This is a genomic window from Allobosea lathyri (assembly GCF_900108245.1).
GTDB classification, from domain to species: Bacteria; Pseudomonadota; Alphaproteobacteria; order Rhizobiales; family Beijerinckiaceae; genus Allobosea; species Allobosea lathyri.
On the sequence record NZ_FNUY01000003.1, the window covers coordinates 200,898 to 214,769 of the forward strand.

The 13,872-nt window shown below is 61.4% G+C and carries 14 protein-coding genes and 1 tRNA gene; 9 read left to right on the forward strand and 6 right to left on the reverse strand.

Annotated features, from left to right (window positions below; genetic code table 11):
• The first annotated feature begins 15 nt into the window (after positions 1-15).
• Positions 16-1,311: a solute carrier family 23 protein gene (locus tag C4S73_RS08465; RefSeq protein ID WP_103872054.1), complete on the forward strand. Its 1,296-nt coding sequence runs from the start codon at positions 16-18 to the stop codon at positions 1,309-1,311.
• Between the two features lie 142 nt (positions 1,312-1,453).
• Positions 1,454-1,529: transfer RNA gene (locus C4S73_RS08470), tRNA-Lys, on the forward strand.
• 247 nt (positions 1,530-1,776) lie between these two features.
• Here the strand turns inward: C4S73_RS08470 and C4S73_RS08475 are convergent.
• Complete coding sequence (locus C4S73_RS08475) at positions 1,777-4,155, reverse strand: xanthine dehydrogenase family protein molybdopterin-binding subunit (RefSeq protein WP_103872055.1); 2,379 nt, start codon at positions 4,153-4,155, stop codon at positions 1,777-1,779.
• Positions 4,156-4,353: 198 nt separating this feature from the next.
• Here C4S73_RS08475 and C4S73_RS28980 point away from each other — a divergent pair, with 198 nt between their 5' ends.
• Positions 4,354-5,391 carry a cupin domain-containing protein gene (locus tag C4S73_RS28980; protein ID WP_103872056.1) on the forward strand — a complete coding sequence of 346 codons (1,038 nt, stop codon included), beginning with the start codon at positions 4,354-4,356 and terminating at the stop codon, positions 5,389-5,391.
• 138 nt (positions 5,392-5,529) lie between these two features.
• Here C4S73_RS28980 and C4S73_RS27875 read toward each other — a convergent pair whose 3' ends face one another.
• The 3 genes from C4S73_RS27875 to C4S73_RS08490 form a co-directional block, all read right to left on the reverse strand.
• Positions 5,530-5,718, reverse strand: a complete 189-nt coding sequence (locus tag C4S73_RS27875; protein WP_146071299.1) for a hypothetical protein — start codon at positions 5,716-5,718, stop codon at positions 5,530-5,532.
• A 342-nt stretch (positions 5,719-6,060) separates the two neighbouring features.
• Entirely contained in the window at positions 6,061-6,495 is a 435-nt protein-coding gene (locus C4S73_RS08485; protein WP_103872057.1) for a Ros/MucR family transcriptional regulator, read from the reverse strand.
• Positions 6,496-6,708: 213 nt separating this feature from the next.
• Complete coding sequence (locus C4S73_RS08490) at positions 6,709-6,975, reverse strand: hypothetical protein (RefSeq protein ID WP_103872058.1); 267 nt, start codon at positions 6,973-6,975, stop codon at positions 6,709-6,711.
• Between the two features lie 415 nt (positions 6,976-7,390).
• Here C4S73_RS08490 and C4S73_RS08495 point away from each other — a divergent pair, with 415 nt between their 5' ends.
• Positions 7,391-7,651 carry a hypothetical protein gene (locus C4S73_RS08495; RefSeq protein WP_103872059.1) on the forward strand — a complete coding sequence of 87 codons (261 nt, stop codon included), beginning with the start codon at positions 7,391-7,393 and terminating at the stop codon, positions 7,649-7,651.
• 114 nt (positions 7,652-7,765) lie between these two features.
• On the opposite strand, the gene C4S73_RS27880 is transcribed toward C4S73_RS08495, so the two are convergent.
• Positions 7,766-8,047 (reverse strand): hypothetical protein, encoded by a 282-nt coding sequence (locus tag C4S73_RS27880; protein WP_146071300.1) that lies wholly within the window; start codon positions 8,045-8,047, stop codon positions 7,766-7,768.
• Between the two features lie 11 nt (positions 8,048-8,058).
• Between C4S73_RS27880 and C4S73_RS08500 the strand changes: the two genes are divergently transcribed.
• The 5 genes from C4S73_RS08500 (at position 8,059) to C4S73_RS08520 (ending at position 13,353) form a co-directional block, all read left to right on the forward strand.
• Entirely contained in the window at positions 8,059-9,216 is a 1,158-nt protein-coding gene (locus C4S73_RS08500) for an aminotransferase class IV (RefSeq protein ID WP_244595509.1), read from the forward strand.
• Between the two features lie 109 nt (positions 9,217-9,325).
• On the forward strand, positions 9,326-9,883 hold the full coding sequence (locus C4S73_RS08505) for a L,D-transpeptidase (protein ID WP_103872061.1): 558 nt from the start codon (positions 9,326-9,328) through the stop codon (positions 9,881-9,883).
• A 48-nt stretch (positions 9,884-9,931) separates the two neighbouring features.
• The gene (locus tag C4S73_RS08510; protein WP_146071301.1) at positions 9,932-10,471 is read left to right on the forward strand and encodes a hypothetical protein; all 540 of its coding nucleotides are present in this window, start codon (positions 9,932-9,934) and stop codon (positions 10,469-10,471) included.
• A 218-nt stretch (positions 10,472-10,689) separates the two neighbouring features.
• On the forward strand, positions 10,690-11,826 hold the full coding sequence (locus C4S73_RS08515; protein WP_103872063.1) for an MlaD family protein: 1,137 nt from the start codon (positions 10,690-10,692) through the stop codon (positions 11,824-11,826).
• 489 nt (positions 11,827-12,315) lie between these two features.
• A complete protein-coding gene (locus C4S73_RS08520) occupies positions 12,316-13,353 on the forward strand; it encodes a YihY/virulence factor BrkB family protein (protein WP_244595510.1) in 1,038 nt (345 codons plus the stop codon).
• A 148-nt stretch (positions 13,354-13,501) separates the two neighbouring features.
• On the opposite strand, the gene C4S73_RS27885 is transcribed toward C4S73_RS08520, so the two are convergent.
• Positions 13,502-13,855 carry a hypothetical protein gene (locus C4S73_RS27885; RefSeq protein WP_146071302.1) on the reverse strand — a complete coding sequence of 118 codons (354 nt, stop codon included), beginning with the start codon at positions 13,853-13,855 and terminating at the stop codon, positions 13,502-13,504.
• Between the last annotated feature and the right edge of the window lie 17 nt (positions 13,856-13,872).

A 13,872-nucleotide genomic window follows, 5' to 3' on the forward strand; every position in this document is an offset into this window, starting at 1 on the left:
GCGGGCCGAGGGGGAATGCGCCAGCTGGAGAGCGCTGCGATGGGGTATTTCCCGAACTGGACCTTGAAGACCTCGGGCGTGGTGATGCCGGACGAGCGGCTGCCGGCGGCGCAGACCTTCATTGCCGGCCTGCAGCATGTCGTGGCGATGTTCGGCTCGACCGCGCTGGCGCCGATCATCATGGGGTTCGACCCCAATGTCTCGATCTTCTTCTCCGGCGTCGCGACACTGCTCTTCTTCGTCATCACGCGCGGACAGCTGCCGAGTTATCTCGGTTCGTCCTTCGCCTTCATCGGTGTGGTGATCGCCGCCAGCGGCTATAGCGGCACGGGCCCCAACCTCAACATTGCCGTGGCGCTCGGCGGCATCATCGCCTGCGGCGCGCTCTATGCCGCGATCGGCGTTCTCGTGCAGGCGATCGGCACGGCCTGGATCGAGAAACTGCTACCGCCGGTGGTGACCGGTGCGGTCGTCGCCGCGATCGGGCTCAACCTCACCTCGGTCGCGATGAACATGATCTCGGCCAGCCCCTACACCAAATGGATTGCCCTGTTCACCGTGGTCGCGGTCGCGGTCGTCGCCGTCTATGGCCGCGGGCTGGCCCAGCGACTGCCGGTGCTGATCGGCGGGCTTGCGACCTATCTGCTCTATGCCGCGACGGCGCCGACCTTCGGGGCGCCTCCGGTCGATTTCACGCGCGTCGCTGCTGCGGCCTGGTTTGGCCTGCCCAATTTCGTCGCGCCGGTCTTCGACTTCAAGGCGATGGCGCTCATCGCGCCTGTGGCGATCATTCTGGTCGCGGAGAATCTCGGGCACATCAAGGGCATCGCGGTGATGACCGGGCGCAATTTCGATCCTCTGATCGGTCGCGGCTTCATCGCCGATGGCGTCGCCACCATGATCGCGGGCTCCGGCGGCGGCACCGGCGTCACCACCTACGCCGAGAATATGGGCGTGATGGCGGTGACGCGGGTCTATTCGACGCTGGTCTTCGTCGCTGCCGGCATCATCGCGCTGGCCCTGGGGTTCTCGCCGAAATTCGGAGCGGTGATCGGCACGATCCCCGTGGCGGTACTCGGCGGGCTTGCGGTCGTCGTCTTCGGCCTCATCGCTGCGACTGCCGGCCGCATCTGGGTGGAGAACAAGGTCGACTTCTCGGAGCCGAAGAATCTTCTGACCGTGGCGACGGCCTTGATTCTCGGAGCTGGCGATCTCAAACTGCCGGTCTTCGGCTTCGAGCTGGGTGGAATCGGCACTGCGACCTTCGGGGCGATTGCGCTTTATCACCTGCTGAATCGCAAGCCGGCCTGAGTTTTACGCAGCTCGCCGAATTCATTTCGGCGAGCATGCATATTTCTGTCGCATATGGGTGGACAGGGGCGGGGGGCTTTGCTACATCGCCGACCTGCCTGACGCGGCCTCGGCCGCTGACCGGCGACGCTTCGTGGCGTATGGGTGATTAGCTCAGTTGGTAGAGCAGCTGACTCTTAATCAGCGGGTCGTAGGTTCGAGCCCTACATCACCCACCACGGATTTCAATAGTTTTGAAAGTTTCGAGAGCGTCCTTTGGGGCGCTCTTTGCGTTTTTACTATCCGCATGCTGTCCACGGTTCGGGGCCGCCCGGGAGCTCGGGGACCGTGACGGAAGTGGAGAGCGGCGCAGACGTGGCAATAGCTTGGCGCTACGAGCTCCCGCTCTCCGTCGATCACCCCTGGCAAAGGCGTTGCAGGCCAGAAGCGACCGCGACAGGAGCGGCGGGCTTTTCGCAAGCGGTGTCAGGAGGGGCCGTTTCGGTCGGATCCGATCTGTCCCGACTGAATGGCTCGCCAGACCGCCAGAGGAGTAGCGGGCATGTCGAGATGCGTGATGCCATAGGGCGTGAGGGCGTCGACGACCGCGTTCATCACCGAGGGCAGGGAGCCGGCGCAGCCCGCTTCGCCGCAACCTTTGGCGCCCACCCGATTATTCAGCGTCGGCACGCCCTGGCTCACGAATGAGAAGAAGGGCACATCCGCCGCCCGGGGCAATGCATAGTCCATGTAAGAGCCTGTGATCAGCTGGCCGCTGTCGTCATAGACGGTCCGCTCGAACAGGGCCTGGCCTATGCCCTGAACGACGCCGCCATGGAGTTGCCCCTCGACAATCATCGGGTTCACGACTGTTCCGAAGTCGTTGACCATGACATAGCGCGCGACCTCGACATGTCCGGTCTCCGGGTCGATCTCGACCTCGGCGACATGACAGCCATTGGGATAGGCCGAAGGCGCAGATTTGAGGACATGATCCACGTCGAGCGACTGCGGTAGGCCCAAAGCGACCGCGGCCCCGGCGTGCAGCCTTGCCGCTATGTCCATGATGCCGATCGAACGGTCGGTGCCGAACACGGTGAACTGACCGGCAGCGAACGCGATATCGGCGACATTGGCCTCCAGGAAATGGCCGGCGAGCAGCTTCCCCTTTTCTATGACCAACTCGCTCGCCTCGATAATCGCCGAGCCGCTCGCCATGAGCGATTTCGAGCCGCCGGTACCTCCGCCCGCAATCAGTCGATCACTGTCGCCCTGCATGAGCTTGATCCGCTCGAAGGGCACGCCGAGCTGGCTGGTCAGGAGCTGGGCGAAAGGCGTCCAATGTCCCTGGCCGTAATCCAGCGTGCCGGTGACGATGCTCACGCTCCCGTCCGGCTCAAAATGGATTCCACCCATTTCATTGCTCGGTGGCGCCGTGACCTCGAGATAGCAGCCGATACCGCGCCCACGAAGCAACCCCGCCTTCCGGCTCTTCCGCAGTCGCCCGGCATATCCCTTCCAATCCGACGTCTCGAGCGCCCGCTCGAAAAGCGCTGGGAAATCACCGCTGTCATAGACCGTTCCCATCGGCGTCGCCCAAGGCAGCTTCGCGGGCGGGATCAGATTGCGCCGCCTCAGACTCGCCTTGTCGATCCCCATGTCGCGGGCTGCGGTATCGATCAGCCGTTCCATGAAGTAGTTGCCTTCCGGGCGACCCGCGCCGCGATAGGCGCCGATCGGCGGCGTATTCGTCACCGCGCAGCGCGTCTGGATCTCGACAAGCGGCGTCCGGTACATGCCGACGGAGTTTTTCCCGACATTCATCGTCGGCATCATCGCCCCGACGGGGGTGAGGTAAGCACCCATATTCGCCACGCCGGTGAAGCGCGTGGCGAGGAAGCGACCGCGAGCGTCCAAGGCCAATTCGGCGTCGAAGACCATGTCACGGCCATGGTGATCCGAGACGAAGCTCTCCGACCGTTGATCGGTCCATTTGACCGGCCGCTTCAACATGCGGGCCGCATGGAGGAGGACGACGTATTCGGGAAACACGGCGGCCTTCATGCCGAACGAGCCGCCGACATGGCCGGTGACCAAGCGCATATGGGTAGGCTTCACGCCCATGGCTGCGGCCAGGTTGTTTCGCATGCCGAAGGCGCCCTGGCTCGGGGCGTGCAGCGTGTACCGCTTCGACTTGCCGTCGAAGCTCGCAATGGCCGCACGCGGCTCGATCGGGTTAACGACGACACGGTTGTTGACGATGCGCAATCGTGCGGTGTGCGCGGCTTGCGCAAAGGCGGCGGCGACCTTCTTGTTATCCCCGAACTGGAAATCGACAATCAGATTGCCGGCGACATCGTCATAGAGTTGCGGAGCACCGGCGCTTAGAGCCGCCTCGGCATCCGTGACAGCGGGCAAGACACCGATGTCGAGCCTGACCGCCTCCGCGGCATTCCGGGCCTGATCGGCAGTGCGGGCGACGACCACCGCGACGGGGTCGCCAACGAAGCGGACCTTGTCGGCCGCCAGCGCCGCCCGCCGGGGCTTTCTCATCGACGCGCCATTGCGGCCTGGCACATCGATCGGCGTCAGGATGGCGTTGTAGCCGTGGCCGTTCAGGTCCGCCGCAGTGTAGATCGCGACGACGCCCTTCATCGACCGCGCCTCCGCTGCATCTATGGCCCGTAGAGTGCCATGCGCATGAGGGCTGCGGACGAAAGCCGCGAAGAGCTGTCGCTCGACGCTCAGATCGTCGGTGTAGCCTCCGTGCCCTTGCACGAGGATCGCGTCCTCTTTGCGCGGCACAGGCTGACCTATCTCGACCGACGCCACGGGATCGCTGCCAGGGGAAACGCGAGAATTCATCGAGGACCTGCCGTTGGCGAACGAAAGAGGGATCGGATCCCTTGATAGGGCGGGTGTCGGATCGGCTCAACGAGCGCCAAATGCAGTTCCGCCAAGCGCCCAGCGGTTGCGAAACTCACAGACTGAGCCAGCATACTCGCAATGGCATGGCGGTTCATTGTCCCGCAGCCGGATGAACGGAACGGAACAGGTGTCCTGATGGGCCTTCGCTTCATTTTCATGCTCACACGCAACGACCGGACGGTCAGCGATGCGATGGAGCAGCTTCAGACCGCCCTGGCGCTTGGCGTCCGGCATATTGGTTTCAAGGATATCGGCCTGCCACTCGACAAGCTGAAAGCCCTCAACACAGCTATCAAGGCTGGCGGTGCGACCTCGTATCTTGAGGTGGTTTCACTCGATCGCGACAGCGAGGTCGCCTCGGCAAAAGCTGCCGTCGAGATCGGCATCGACATTCTGCTCGGTGGGACGAGGGTCGACGACGTGCTGCCGATCATTTCTGGCACCACGATCCAATACTGCCCATTCCCGGGCACGATCTCCGGACATCCAAGCGTTCTCGAGGGTAGCATCGACGACATCGTCGCCAGCGCAGAGGCGTTGGCCGCTCGCGACGGCGTGCACGGTCTGGATCTTCTGGCTTATCGCTCGCATGAGAACGTACCGGCACTGATCGAAGCGGTCTGTTCCGCGGTGTCGAAGCCCGTCTATGTGGCCGGGTCGATCGATACGCCGGGCCGCATCGCAGCTTTGAAGGAAGCGGGGGCGGCTGGTTTTACGATCGGCACGGCGGCTCTCGACGGAAAATATCCGGCCGAGGGCACGGATGTCCCGAGCCAGCTGTCGACGATCATTCGCGATGTCGCGATGCTCAACCGGCACATCTCGCCATTTCACAAGGAAAATCTGACAAGCGCTTTCGGACGATTTTCCGACACCTGGCCGCCGCAGGTCGCAGCAGGAGTCAACAACCTGCAGATCAAGCTCGCGAAGTTCGAGGGCGAGACCGGCTGGCATTTCAACAGCCACGAGGACGAGGTCTTCTTCGTTCACAAGGGCCGGCTGCTGATGAAGTTCCGCGACCGGGATGAGGTGATCGAGGAAGGCGAATTCATCGTCGTGCCGCACGGCGTCGAACGTTGTCCAACCGCGCTGGAAAAAATCTGCGAGGTCGTCATGCTTGAGATCGGGACGACGAGCCACGACCTTCGGCCCGAAAATGGAAAAGGACTTTGAAGGCTCCGTGCGGGAATGGGTTGTCCGCTTTCGATTGAAAAATGGCCCCGGCCTAGTGCCAGTCTCTTGTGCCAGCCCCTTGCCCTTTGTCTGGCTGCTGAGGCTTGCAGCCCAGTCGCTTAATCGCCTTGCACTGATTTACTCGCCGACGCCGGACGCCGGCGTGTCGGTAGGCTTCGGATTCGGTTTGTCGGCGGACCCCGTGTCTCGGTCGGCGCCGGGATTGATCGAGACTTTGTTCAAGGATTCCTTATCCGGCGCGCCCTGTACCGATTTCACTTTCTGCTGCTCTTCCGGGCTCATTTTGTTTCCAGAACCGTCACGCATGGTGGCCTCCTCCGTGTTTCCTAGCGATCAACGGCCGGCTAAGTCGGCGGTTCCCGGCGCAGCACAGCTCATTGAAACAAAGTGCCTGTCTCGGCGTTTATCGCCCGGGAGCATTCTAATGCTGATCCAAGTCGCAATCGCGTGGCTCGCCAGCGTCGCAATCCTACTCGTACAGATTGAGCAGGCACCCGAGCTGCCTTGGCACGAATGAGCGGAGCCGATGCCTGGACGGCCATCGGCTCGCTCGCACCAACCGGCGAGCGCTTGACCCGCCCGCCGGCGGATAGGCCGCGCTCATGTCAAGACTGAGCGAGGCGCTATGCGATAAGCCGCCCTTGGCGATCAGGCTGCCCTGGAGCGAGCCTTGTTCTTTGGCTTCACCGTCTTGCGTCCGAAGCCGATGGCCTTCGCCATTTGCGAGCGCTGTTCGGCATAGTTCGGCGCGACCATGGGATAGTCCGGCGGCAAGCCCCACTTCATGCGGTACTCTTCCGGCGTCATGCCGTACCTGTTCCGCAGATGACGCTTCAGTGTTTTGAACGCGAGACCGTCTTCCAGGCAGATCAGTAGATTGGGGGTGATGGATTTACGGATCGGAACGGCTGGGACCTGCTTTTCTAGAGGAGGTGCCGTCGTTTCCATCCCAAGCCCGAGCAGAGCGGCGTGAATGGCTGCAATAAGGCTCGGAAGATCTGACACGGGAACGGAGTTGTTCGTAACATATGCCGCAACGATGTCGGCCGATAGGCCGACAACGTCGATATTATTGTCTGACATTGGGTTCCCCTAAATGGAATCCGCGCATTGCGGACGCTTTGCAAGATCGTCAGGGGCAAAACCAGTTGCCAAATCAATTTTTAACCAGAAAAATATAGGAGACCGCCATGCGGCGGCATCAAAATATACTCCAACACTTACATTTATCGAATTAATCAATTCCTAACGTTCAGGCCACTTGAAACCCGCTACGGCGAGCTCCTTCATGTGCTCCTACGCCGGGGTCATGCGAGGTATAGGCATGTCCGCTGTCGCCACCTCCGCAATCGTCTCGACATCGGAAGGGTGGACACAGCACCGCTTCGACAGCGCTGCCGCCACCTTCAACAGATCGATTGAGCCCTCGAAGACGACCTCTCGCAGGTTGTGGTCGGCGTCGATCATGGCACGCGCTTCACCGCCCAACTGCCTGGACATCTCGACGTAAATGACATGGGCCATCCTAAGCAGTTCAGGGTCGGCCAGTTCGCGTTCACACATGACACCAACTCGGGTGGCGGCGCCCGATCGCGCCCTTTGGCAGTAGATGGGGCGGGATGCCACGTTATGCCAGCATGTGCCTGCGATCGACACGCCGACTCCGCATGCATGACGCCGGCTGCATCATTTCCGATATCTTGCCGCTGTTCTCGGTCGATCCTATGGCTGAATGCATCGACAACGTAATAATAAAAAATTATGACGTAACGGACAGATAAAATATGGTCATGAAAATTATTTCTATTTAGTTGTCTGAGTTAAAACATGCCGATGCTCGGTGATTGCGAGTGTAATAACTTTATATCTCGAACATATTTCTTCCTACCGCTGTATTTTTCATGCCGGCTTCGTCCGGAGATGCCTGTCGCCTTTCATGACAAGCGAGCGCACAATGTGGGGAAGCGGCGGAGCAACCATGGATATTATCGTCAAGCAGTCGAACTCGACGACCTGGGTCATGATCGATCTGCTCGGACGTCCGATGGGCGAAGTGGTCGAGCAGCCCAAGGGCGAATTCACGATCGCGCCGTGCGGCAGCGCCATCGGCACAACCTCTGGCCTCAAGCTATCCAGCTTCAGCAGTCTCGATGCAGCTTTGGCGGAGGTTGAGCGGCACACCCGCGGACGATGCCGAATGGTTTCCGGGGCAATCGCCCCGGCCAGCGAAGAACCATAGCGGCCCGGCGCAATACTCGCGGGCATCGCGCCGGACCTGGCCCGCTCACGGGCTTGGGGGGCTGATTTGCGAGCGGGTTGACGCAGCGTAGCACGGCCATGGCCCCCTTGCAGATCAAGAGTCCTTGCGCGGCTCTCCCGATCGAACGTTGTCATTGCCGGCAGGTATCGGTCCACTGCCTGATCGCGCTAGACCATCGGATCGGATATCGTATCCGTCCAAATGGCCTATCTCTTTGTTTTTGCATCGGTTTTTACCGAAAACCGCATTCCACTTTTCGGGCCGATGCTCCAGGCTGGCTGCCTCGCGTGCCGCCGCCTTTTTCGCCCGGCGCTTGCGTTCGTTGAGGCGTTCAAGAATCTGGGACATCCGGCGGGACATGTGACGAAGCGTCATGTCGGCTCTCTGTGTCATCTCGAAGCGGGATCGCCTCGCTTTCGAACGAGGCGGGATACTCTTTTTCGACGAGCGCAATTGCTGCGCCCAAGAGGGATCGCAAAGCGGATGTCTTGCTATCTTCAGAAAGCCCCGGTGAGCGGCGATGGGGACATCACTTCGTTGGCAAGGTTCCTCTCTCGCTATCCTCGTCTTCATTGGCCAGTATGCCGCAATGGCTCAGGACTGGATTCTGGAGATCACACATGAGCAGTTCAGTGTACTCAGACGGCGCGGCTTATGTTCGAGGCCAATTCGTTCCGATCGCGGAGGCTACTCTGCCGGTGACGGATTGGGGCTTTACGCGCTCGGATGTCGTCTACGACGTCGTCCATGTCTTCGACGGCTGCTTTTTTCGGCTTCAGGACCATTTGGATCGATTCGAACTCGCGATGGCGAAGCGCCGGCTCAGGCCGCCCGAGGACCGGACGACGATTGAAGCGATCCTGCACAGATGTGTCGCGTTGAGCGGCCTGTCCGATTCCTATGTCGCAATGGTCGCTTCGCGCGGAAAGCCAAAGGTCACCGGATCACGACGGCCTGTAGACTGCGAAAATCATCTCATTGCCTATGCCGTTCCGTGGGTCGACGTCGTGCCGAAGGACGTGCAGGAGCGCGGCGCTCATATCTGGATCGCATCGAATCCACGCGTCCCCGACGCCTCCGTCGATCCCACGGTAAAGAACTATCAGTGGAACGATCTGACCTCCGGCCTGCTTGAGGCGCACGATGCCGGCTTCGACACGACCGTGCTCTGCGATGCGGAAGGGTTCCTGACCGAGGGGCCCGGTTTCAACGTCTTCGTCGTCAAGGATGGCCGCGTCGTCACACCGGATCGCGGCAGCCTGCATGGGATAACCCGGCAAACCGTGCTCGACCTATGCGCGGAATTGGGGATCGAGGCGCTTGTTGCGCCGATCCATCGCTCGATGCTCGACGAGGCCGACGAAGTCTTTCTCACATCGACCGCCGGCGGCGTGATTCCGGGAGCGCGGATCGGACATCGCATCCTTGGAAACGACCGGCCGGGACCGATTTCGCTCAGGCTCAAGCAGGCTTACTGGAGCAAGCACGAAGAGAGCGGCCATCGTACCCCCGTGCGGCCGCTGGAGGCTGAGGCGGCCGAATAACGGCCAGGCCGCCAAGGGAACGGCTCTGTCGATCAAAAGGGCAGATCCTGCCTTGACCTCATTTTCCGTTTCCCCCTTAAATTTGGGCGGGGGCTTCGCAGGGGTAATCATGCTGCGCGCCATTGTTCTTATCGTCGCGGTTCTCGGTCTCTCGGCACCCGCGTTTGCTTACGACAATCCGCTCAGCCGGGGGCTTGCGGATTTCCTCAACATCTTCAGCGAACAGCCGATCCCGCGTCAGGTCGTACCGTGGAATGGCAAGCAGGCCCCCGGCACCGTCGTGATTTCGACAAGCCAGCGGCGGCTCTACTACATTCTCGGCAACCATCAGGCACTTCGCTATGGCGTTGGCGTCGGACGGCACGGCTTCAGCTGGGCGGGGACCAAGACCGTCACGATGAAGCGCGAATGGCCGGATTGGCGCCCTCCCTCGCAGATGCTCAAGCGGCGCCCCGACTTGCCGCGCTACATGTCCGGCGGGATGGACAATCCTCTCGGGGCGCGGGCGATCTATCTCGGGTCCAGCCTGTACCGCATCCATGGATCCAACGAGCCGGAGACGATCGGGGCTGCGGTTTCGTCGGGCTGCATACGGATGACCAATCGCGACGTTACCGACCTTTACGACCGCGTCCGCACTGGAACCAAGGTCGTCGTGCTTCGATGAGCCTCGGTGAGAACCAAACCGAGGCCCTTGGGCAGAACCTGCGAGGCAGTGCACGACGCCGAAGAACGAATATTCGGATCGAATTGTGCTTTCGCGCGTTGCTCCCTCGCGCCGCTGGTCGAGCGCCAGGAGTACAACACCATGTTTTTTAGGCAGACAGTCGTTTCCGTTGCAGCCGTTCTGATGCTCGCGGCACCCGCCGCGGCGCAGTCCCGTTCGCTCGGTCCGTCCACGGGGACCGTTCGGATCGAGCAGGTGCAGGCGGGCTTCATCGCATCCGGCGAGGTTGGGGGCGGGACCCTTCGTTTCCGTGGCAAGTCGTATCCGATCACCGTTGGCGGTCTTGGCATTGGCTCGATCGGCGCTTCCCGCACGGTCGCCTCCGGGTCCGTGTACGGGCTCAAGAACAGGTCCGATTTCGCTGGGGCCTATGTGCAGCTGAAGGAAGGCTGGGCGGTCGGCGGTCAGGGCGGAGGAAATATCTGGTTGCGCAATGACAAGGGCGTCACTTTGCGGCTGGCTGCGCGCCGGCAGGGTCTCCAGCTTTCGCTTGGGGCTGATGGCGTGGTGATCGGCTTCAAGCAGTAGATCGACGTTATCCGGCGTCCGGCCGGTTTGAATGCCGGGAATTTGAATGCCAGGAATTTGAATGGCAAAAACGAGCCCGCCTTATCGGCGGGCTCGTGCGTTAACTTCGCGTCCCGTCATAGGCATGCGATGATGCGCCGTTGATGCCGCAATACACCTATTTCGGCAGCGGACGGGCTTCAGTCCTGCCACTTGAGTAACGGGAAGCCGCACAGGCAATGGAATCGCGAGCTGGTCACGCGCTGGTTGGACTTTTCACCCTCGCGGTGCTGGCTGCGCTATTCGGGTTTGCTTACTGGTTCAGCAGCGGCAGCGGCGCTCGCAAGGTGGACGTCCGGATCATCTTCAATGACAAGGTCTCGGGCCTTGGGCGCGGCTCCAGCGTGCTTTTCAACGGCCTGCGCGTCGGCGAGGTGACGCAAATCGGCCTCCAGCCTGACAATGCGCGCCAAATCTCGGCTGTGATAAGGGTCGACGACTGGACACCGTTGCGCGTCGATACCCGGGCTCGCATTGAAGGGCAGGGACTTGCCGGTGTCGTCTCCGTGCAGCTTCTCGGCGGCGACCCCCGCTCCCCTGTCCTCGCCCCACAGGCGGGTCAGTCCCTTCCCACGATCACGGCCGAACACTCCGAAGACATCTTCGAGACAGTGCGCACCATCGCCAGGCGCGCCGACGATATCATTGGCGGCGTCGAGGTCCTGATCAAGGAAAATTCGGGAGCGATCCGCGACAAAGTCAGGAACGCGGAACAATTCTCGGCTGCACTCGCCGATAATTCGGATGGCGTCGACAAGCTGATGAAGAGCACTGGCGCCGTCGCCGAGTTCATCGCCCCTCTTGCGGAGAAGCTGGGCGGGTTCAGCCAGGACGTAACCGACGCCATCCGCTCGGTCGAGCCACAGTATATCACTTCAACCGTCGACAACGTCGAGAAGCTCACGGTGACGCTGGGAGGCGCCAGTGGCGATGTCAGCAAGACGGTGAAGGACGTCGCCTCAATTACGGAAAAGCTCAACAGGGCGGCCGCTCAGGTGGAGGGCGTGCTGAAGGGCGCGCAGGCTTTCCTGGACTCCGCCGCCGGCCAGAATGGCCACAATGCCTTCTCCGATGTCAGCGATGTCGCGAAGTCCCTCCGCGTGCTCGCCGACAACCTCGACAGGCGCACGGCTGAGATTACCGCTGAAATCAGTCGCTTCACCCGTGCGGGTCTGCGCACCATCGAACCCTTGGCGACCGACGGCAGACGCTGGCTTACCGGGTTTAGCCGGACCTTACGGGACGTCGAGCGGGACCCGCAGGGCTTGATCTTTGGAAGTCGGCCCAAGCTCCCTCAATACAATGGACCCCGCTAGTCCAGATATCCCGGCCACCGCGCGGCTCCGGCCATCGGCGTTGTCGGGCCCATTGTCGGGCGCTCTCCCCGATCAGCGACGGGGAAGACGCCGCCGGCGGCGAGTTGGACGACGGTGTTGCGGCTGCCTGTTGTAGTGGAGTTGCGGCCGTTGGCTGAATTCGACGTCAGCCGCATCCAGCCCCTTTGCGGTCTCTTTCGACACGGCCTGCGCGATTTCGGGGGAGGCGGCCTGGGATGACGCGACCATCCCCGGGGTCGCGGAGGAAAACCCGCACAATAGTACCGATAGGAACGACCGCCTGTTCATTTACCTGTCCTCGCTTCCACCAATTCTCGGGCTATTTTATTAGCGCCCTTGGGGGCTCGTGCCGAGGCTGCCAATTTCTCCTGCGATCGCCAGACCACGCAACCAATCTCTTGCCTCCGGCGTTAGCCAGAACGCGGAGGGCTAGCGGTGCTCAATCATCGGCTTATCAGGGATCTAGGCGTGGCCGCCTTACTAGGCGTGGCCTCAGCTTACGTGCTTTCGCGTCTGGAGCGATCGGGTCGAAGTTCGCGGGACGACAAATATGCGGCCAAGACGGCGCATCGCACCCAGAAAGGCGCTGACGCTGACGCACCCTCCGAAATTCCTGCCAAAGGCTGGTGGGAGATTGCCCGGCGCACCTATCATGAAGTTGATCGAGACCGGGTCCGCGCCGTTGCAGCGGGCGTAACCTTCTATGGCCTGCTGGCCCTCTTCCCAGCACTGACGGCATTCGTTTCCTTGTACGGGCTCCTTGCCGATCCTGCGACCATCGCGGATCAGCTTGCTTTACTCGACGGATTCCTGCCGGCAGGTGCGACCGATTTTCTACGCGAACAGATTGGCCGGATCGCTGGTGGTGGCGATACGAAGCTGAGCTTTGCCCTGCTCATCAGTCTGGCGCTGGCGATCTGGAGTGCCAATGCTGGTGTGAAAGCCATTTTCGATGCGCTTAACGTGGCTTATGGCGAAGATGAAAAGCGCGGCTTCTTCAAGTTGAACCTTGTATCTCTCGCATTCACTGTCGGCATATTGCTGTTTTTGCTCGGTGCCATCGGGGCTATCGCTGTTGTCCCGATCGTATTGGACTACCTCTATCTGGGCAGCGCCGCGGAATGGCTGATCGCTGCTGGCCGCTGGCCCGTGCTGGTTGGCGTTCTGCTGCTGGGCTTGGCCGTGTTGTACCGATACGGACCGAGCCGTGACGAGGCGCAATGGGCTTGGGTCAGCCCTGGTGCACTGTTTGCCGCCGCAGGCTGGCTGATCGCTTCGATCCTCTTCTCTTGGTACGTCGCCAATTTCGAGGATTACAACAAGACCTATGGGACAGTCGGCGCCGTCATCGGCCTTCTGACCTGGATGTGGTTGTCCGCGACGATTGTCCTGGTTGGCGCGGAATTGAATTCAGAGGCAGAGCGCCAGACGTATCGCGATACGACGAAAGGCGCGCCGATGCCGATCGGCGTGCGGGGGGCAGATGCCGCCGACCGCAAGGGATGACAGAGCCGAGGGGAGGGGCTCTGGGCTCACGAGGGCTCTTGGCTAACGAGGGCTCTTGGCTAACGTCAATCGATAGTTGGGCCCATCAGCGGAACCACTCGCAGGCGTCGAGGTTATCGGTAAGACGCTCAGAGAAAGACCGCTCATGTCACCTCGGAATCCCGCCGTCGCAAGCCTGAAGATCGAACAGCGAGCCCAGCGCAAGGCTGCCCGCCATCAAGGCTCGGACGCAGAACTCCAGGATGCGCTCGAAGCCACGTTTCCGGCGAGCGATCCTGTTTCTGCGCAGGCTCCAGTGACGGCGGGCCGTACGGAAAGCCAACCTTTTATCGAGATTGCGGAGCAGGCCAGCGAGCGAGTGAGCAAGCTGCAAGAATTGCTGATGAACGAGGTTCGCGCCCGGCCACTCCGGGCGCTTGGCTGGGCCGCCGCCGCAGGCATCGTTCTCGGCTTCTGGGCAGCGAGATAGAATGTGGGCCGGTTCACCGTCAGCTTGATCCACTGATCGCGAATCTGAAG

Bases quoted from the DNA above. Each gene is read 5' to 3' on its own strand.
- C4S73_RS08490 (WP_103872058.1), bottom strand. From the start codon at position 6,975: ATGTGTGAACGCGAACTGGCCGACCCTGAACTGCTTAGGATGGCCCAT.
- C4S73_RS27880 (WP_146071300.1), bottom strand. From the start codon at position 8,047: ATGACGCTTCGTCACATGTCCCGCCGGATGTCCCAGATTCTTGAACGC.
- C4S73_RS08485 (WP_103872057.1), bottom strand. From the start codon at position 6,495: ATGTCAGACAATAATATCGACGTTGTCGGCCTATCGGCCGACATCGTT.
- C4S73_RS08495 (WP_103872059.1), top strand. From the start codon at position 7,391: ATGGATATTATCGTCAAGCAGTCGAACTCGACGACCTGGGTCATGATC.
- C4S73_RS08505 (WP_103872061.1), top strand. From the start codon at position 9,326: ATGCTGCGCGCCATTGTTCTTATCGTCGCGGTTCTCGGTCTCTCGGCA.
- C4S73_RS28980 (WP_103872056.1), top strand. From the start codon at position 4,354: ATGGGCCTTCGCTTCATTTTCATGCTCACACGCAACGACCGGACGGTC.
- C4S73_RS27875 (WP_146071299.1), bottom strand. From the start codon at position 5,718: ATGCGTGACGGTTCTGGAAACAAAATGAGCCCGGAAGAGCAGCAGAAA.
- C4S73_RS08475 (WP_103872055.1), bottom strand. From the start codon at position 4,155: ATGAATTCTCGCGTTTCCCCTGGCAGCGATCCCGTGGCGTCGGTCGAG.
- C4S73_RS08465 (WP_103872054.1), top strand. From the start codon at position 16: ATGCGCCAGCTGGAGAGCGCTGCGATGGGGTATTTCCCGAACTGGACC.
- C4S73_RS08515 (WP_103872063.1), top strand. From the start codon at position 10,690: ATGGAATCGCGAGCTGGTCACGCGCTGGTTGGACTTTTCACCCTCGCG.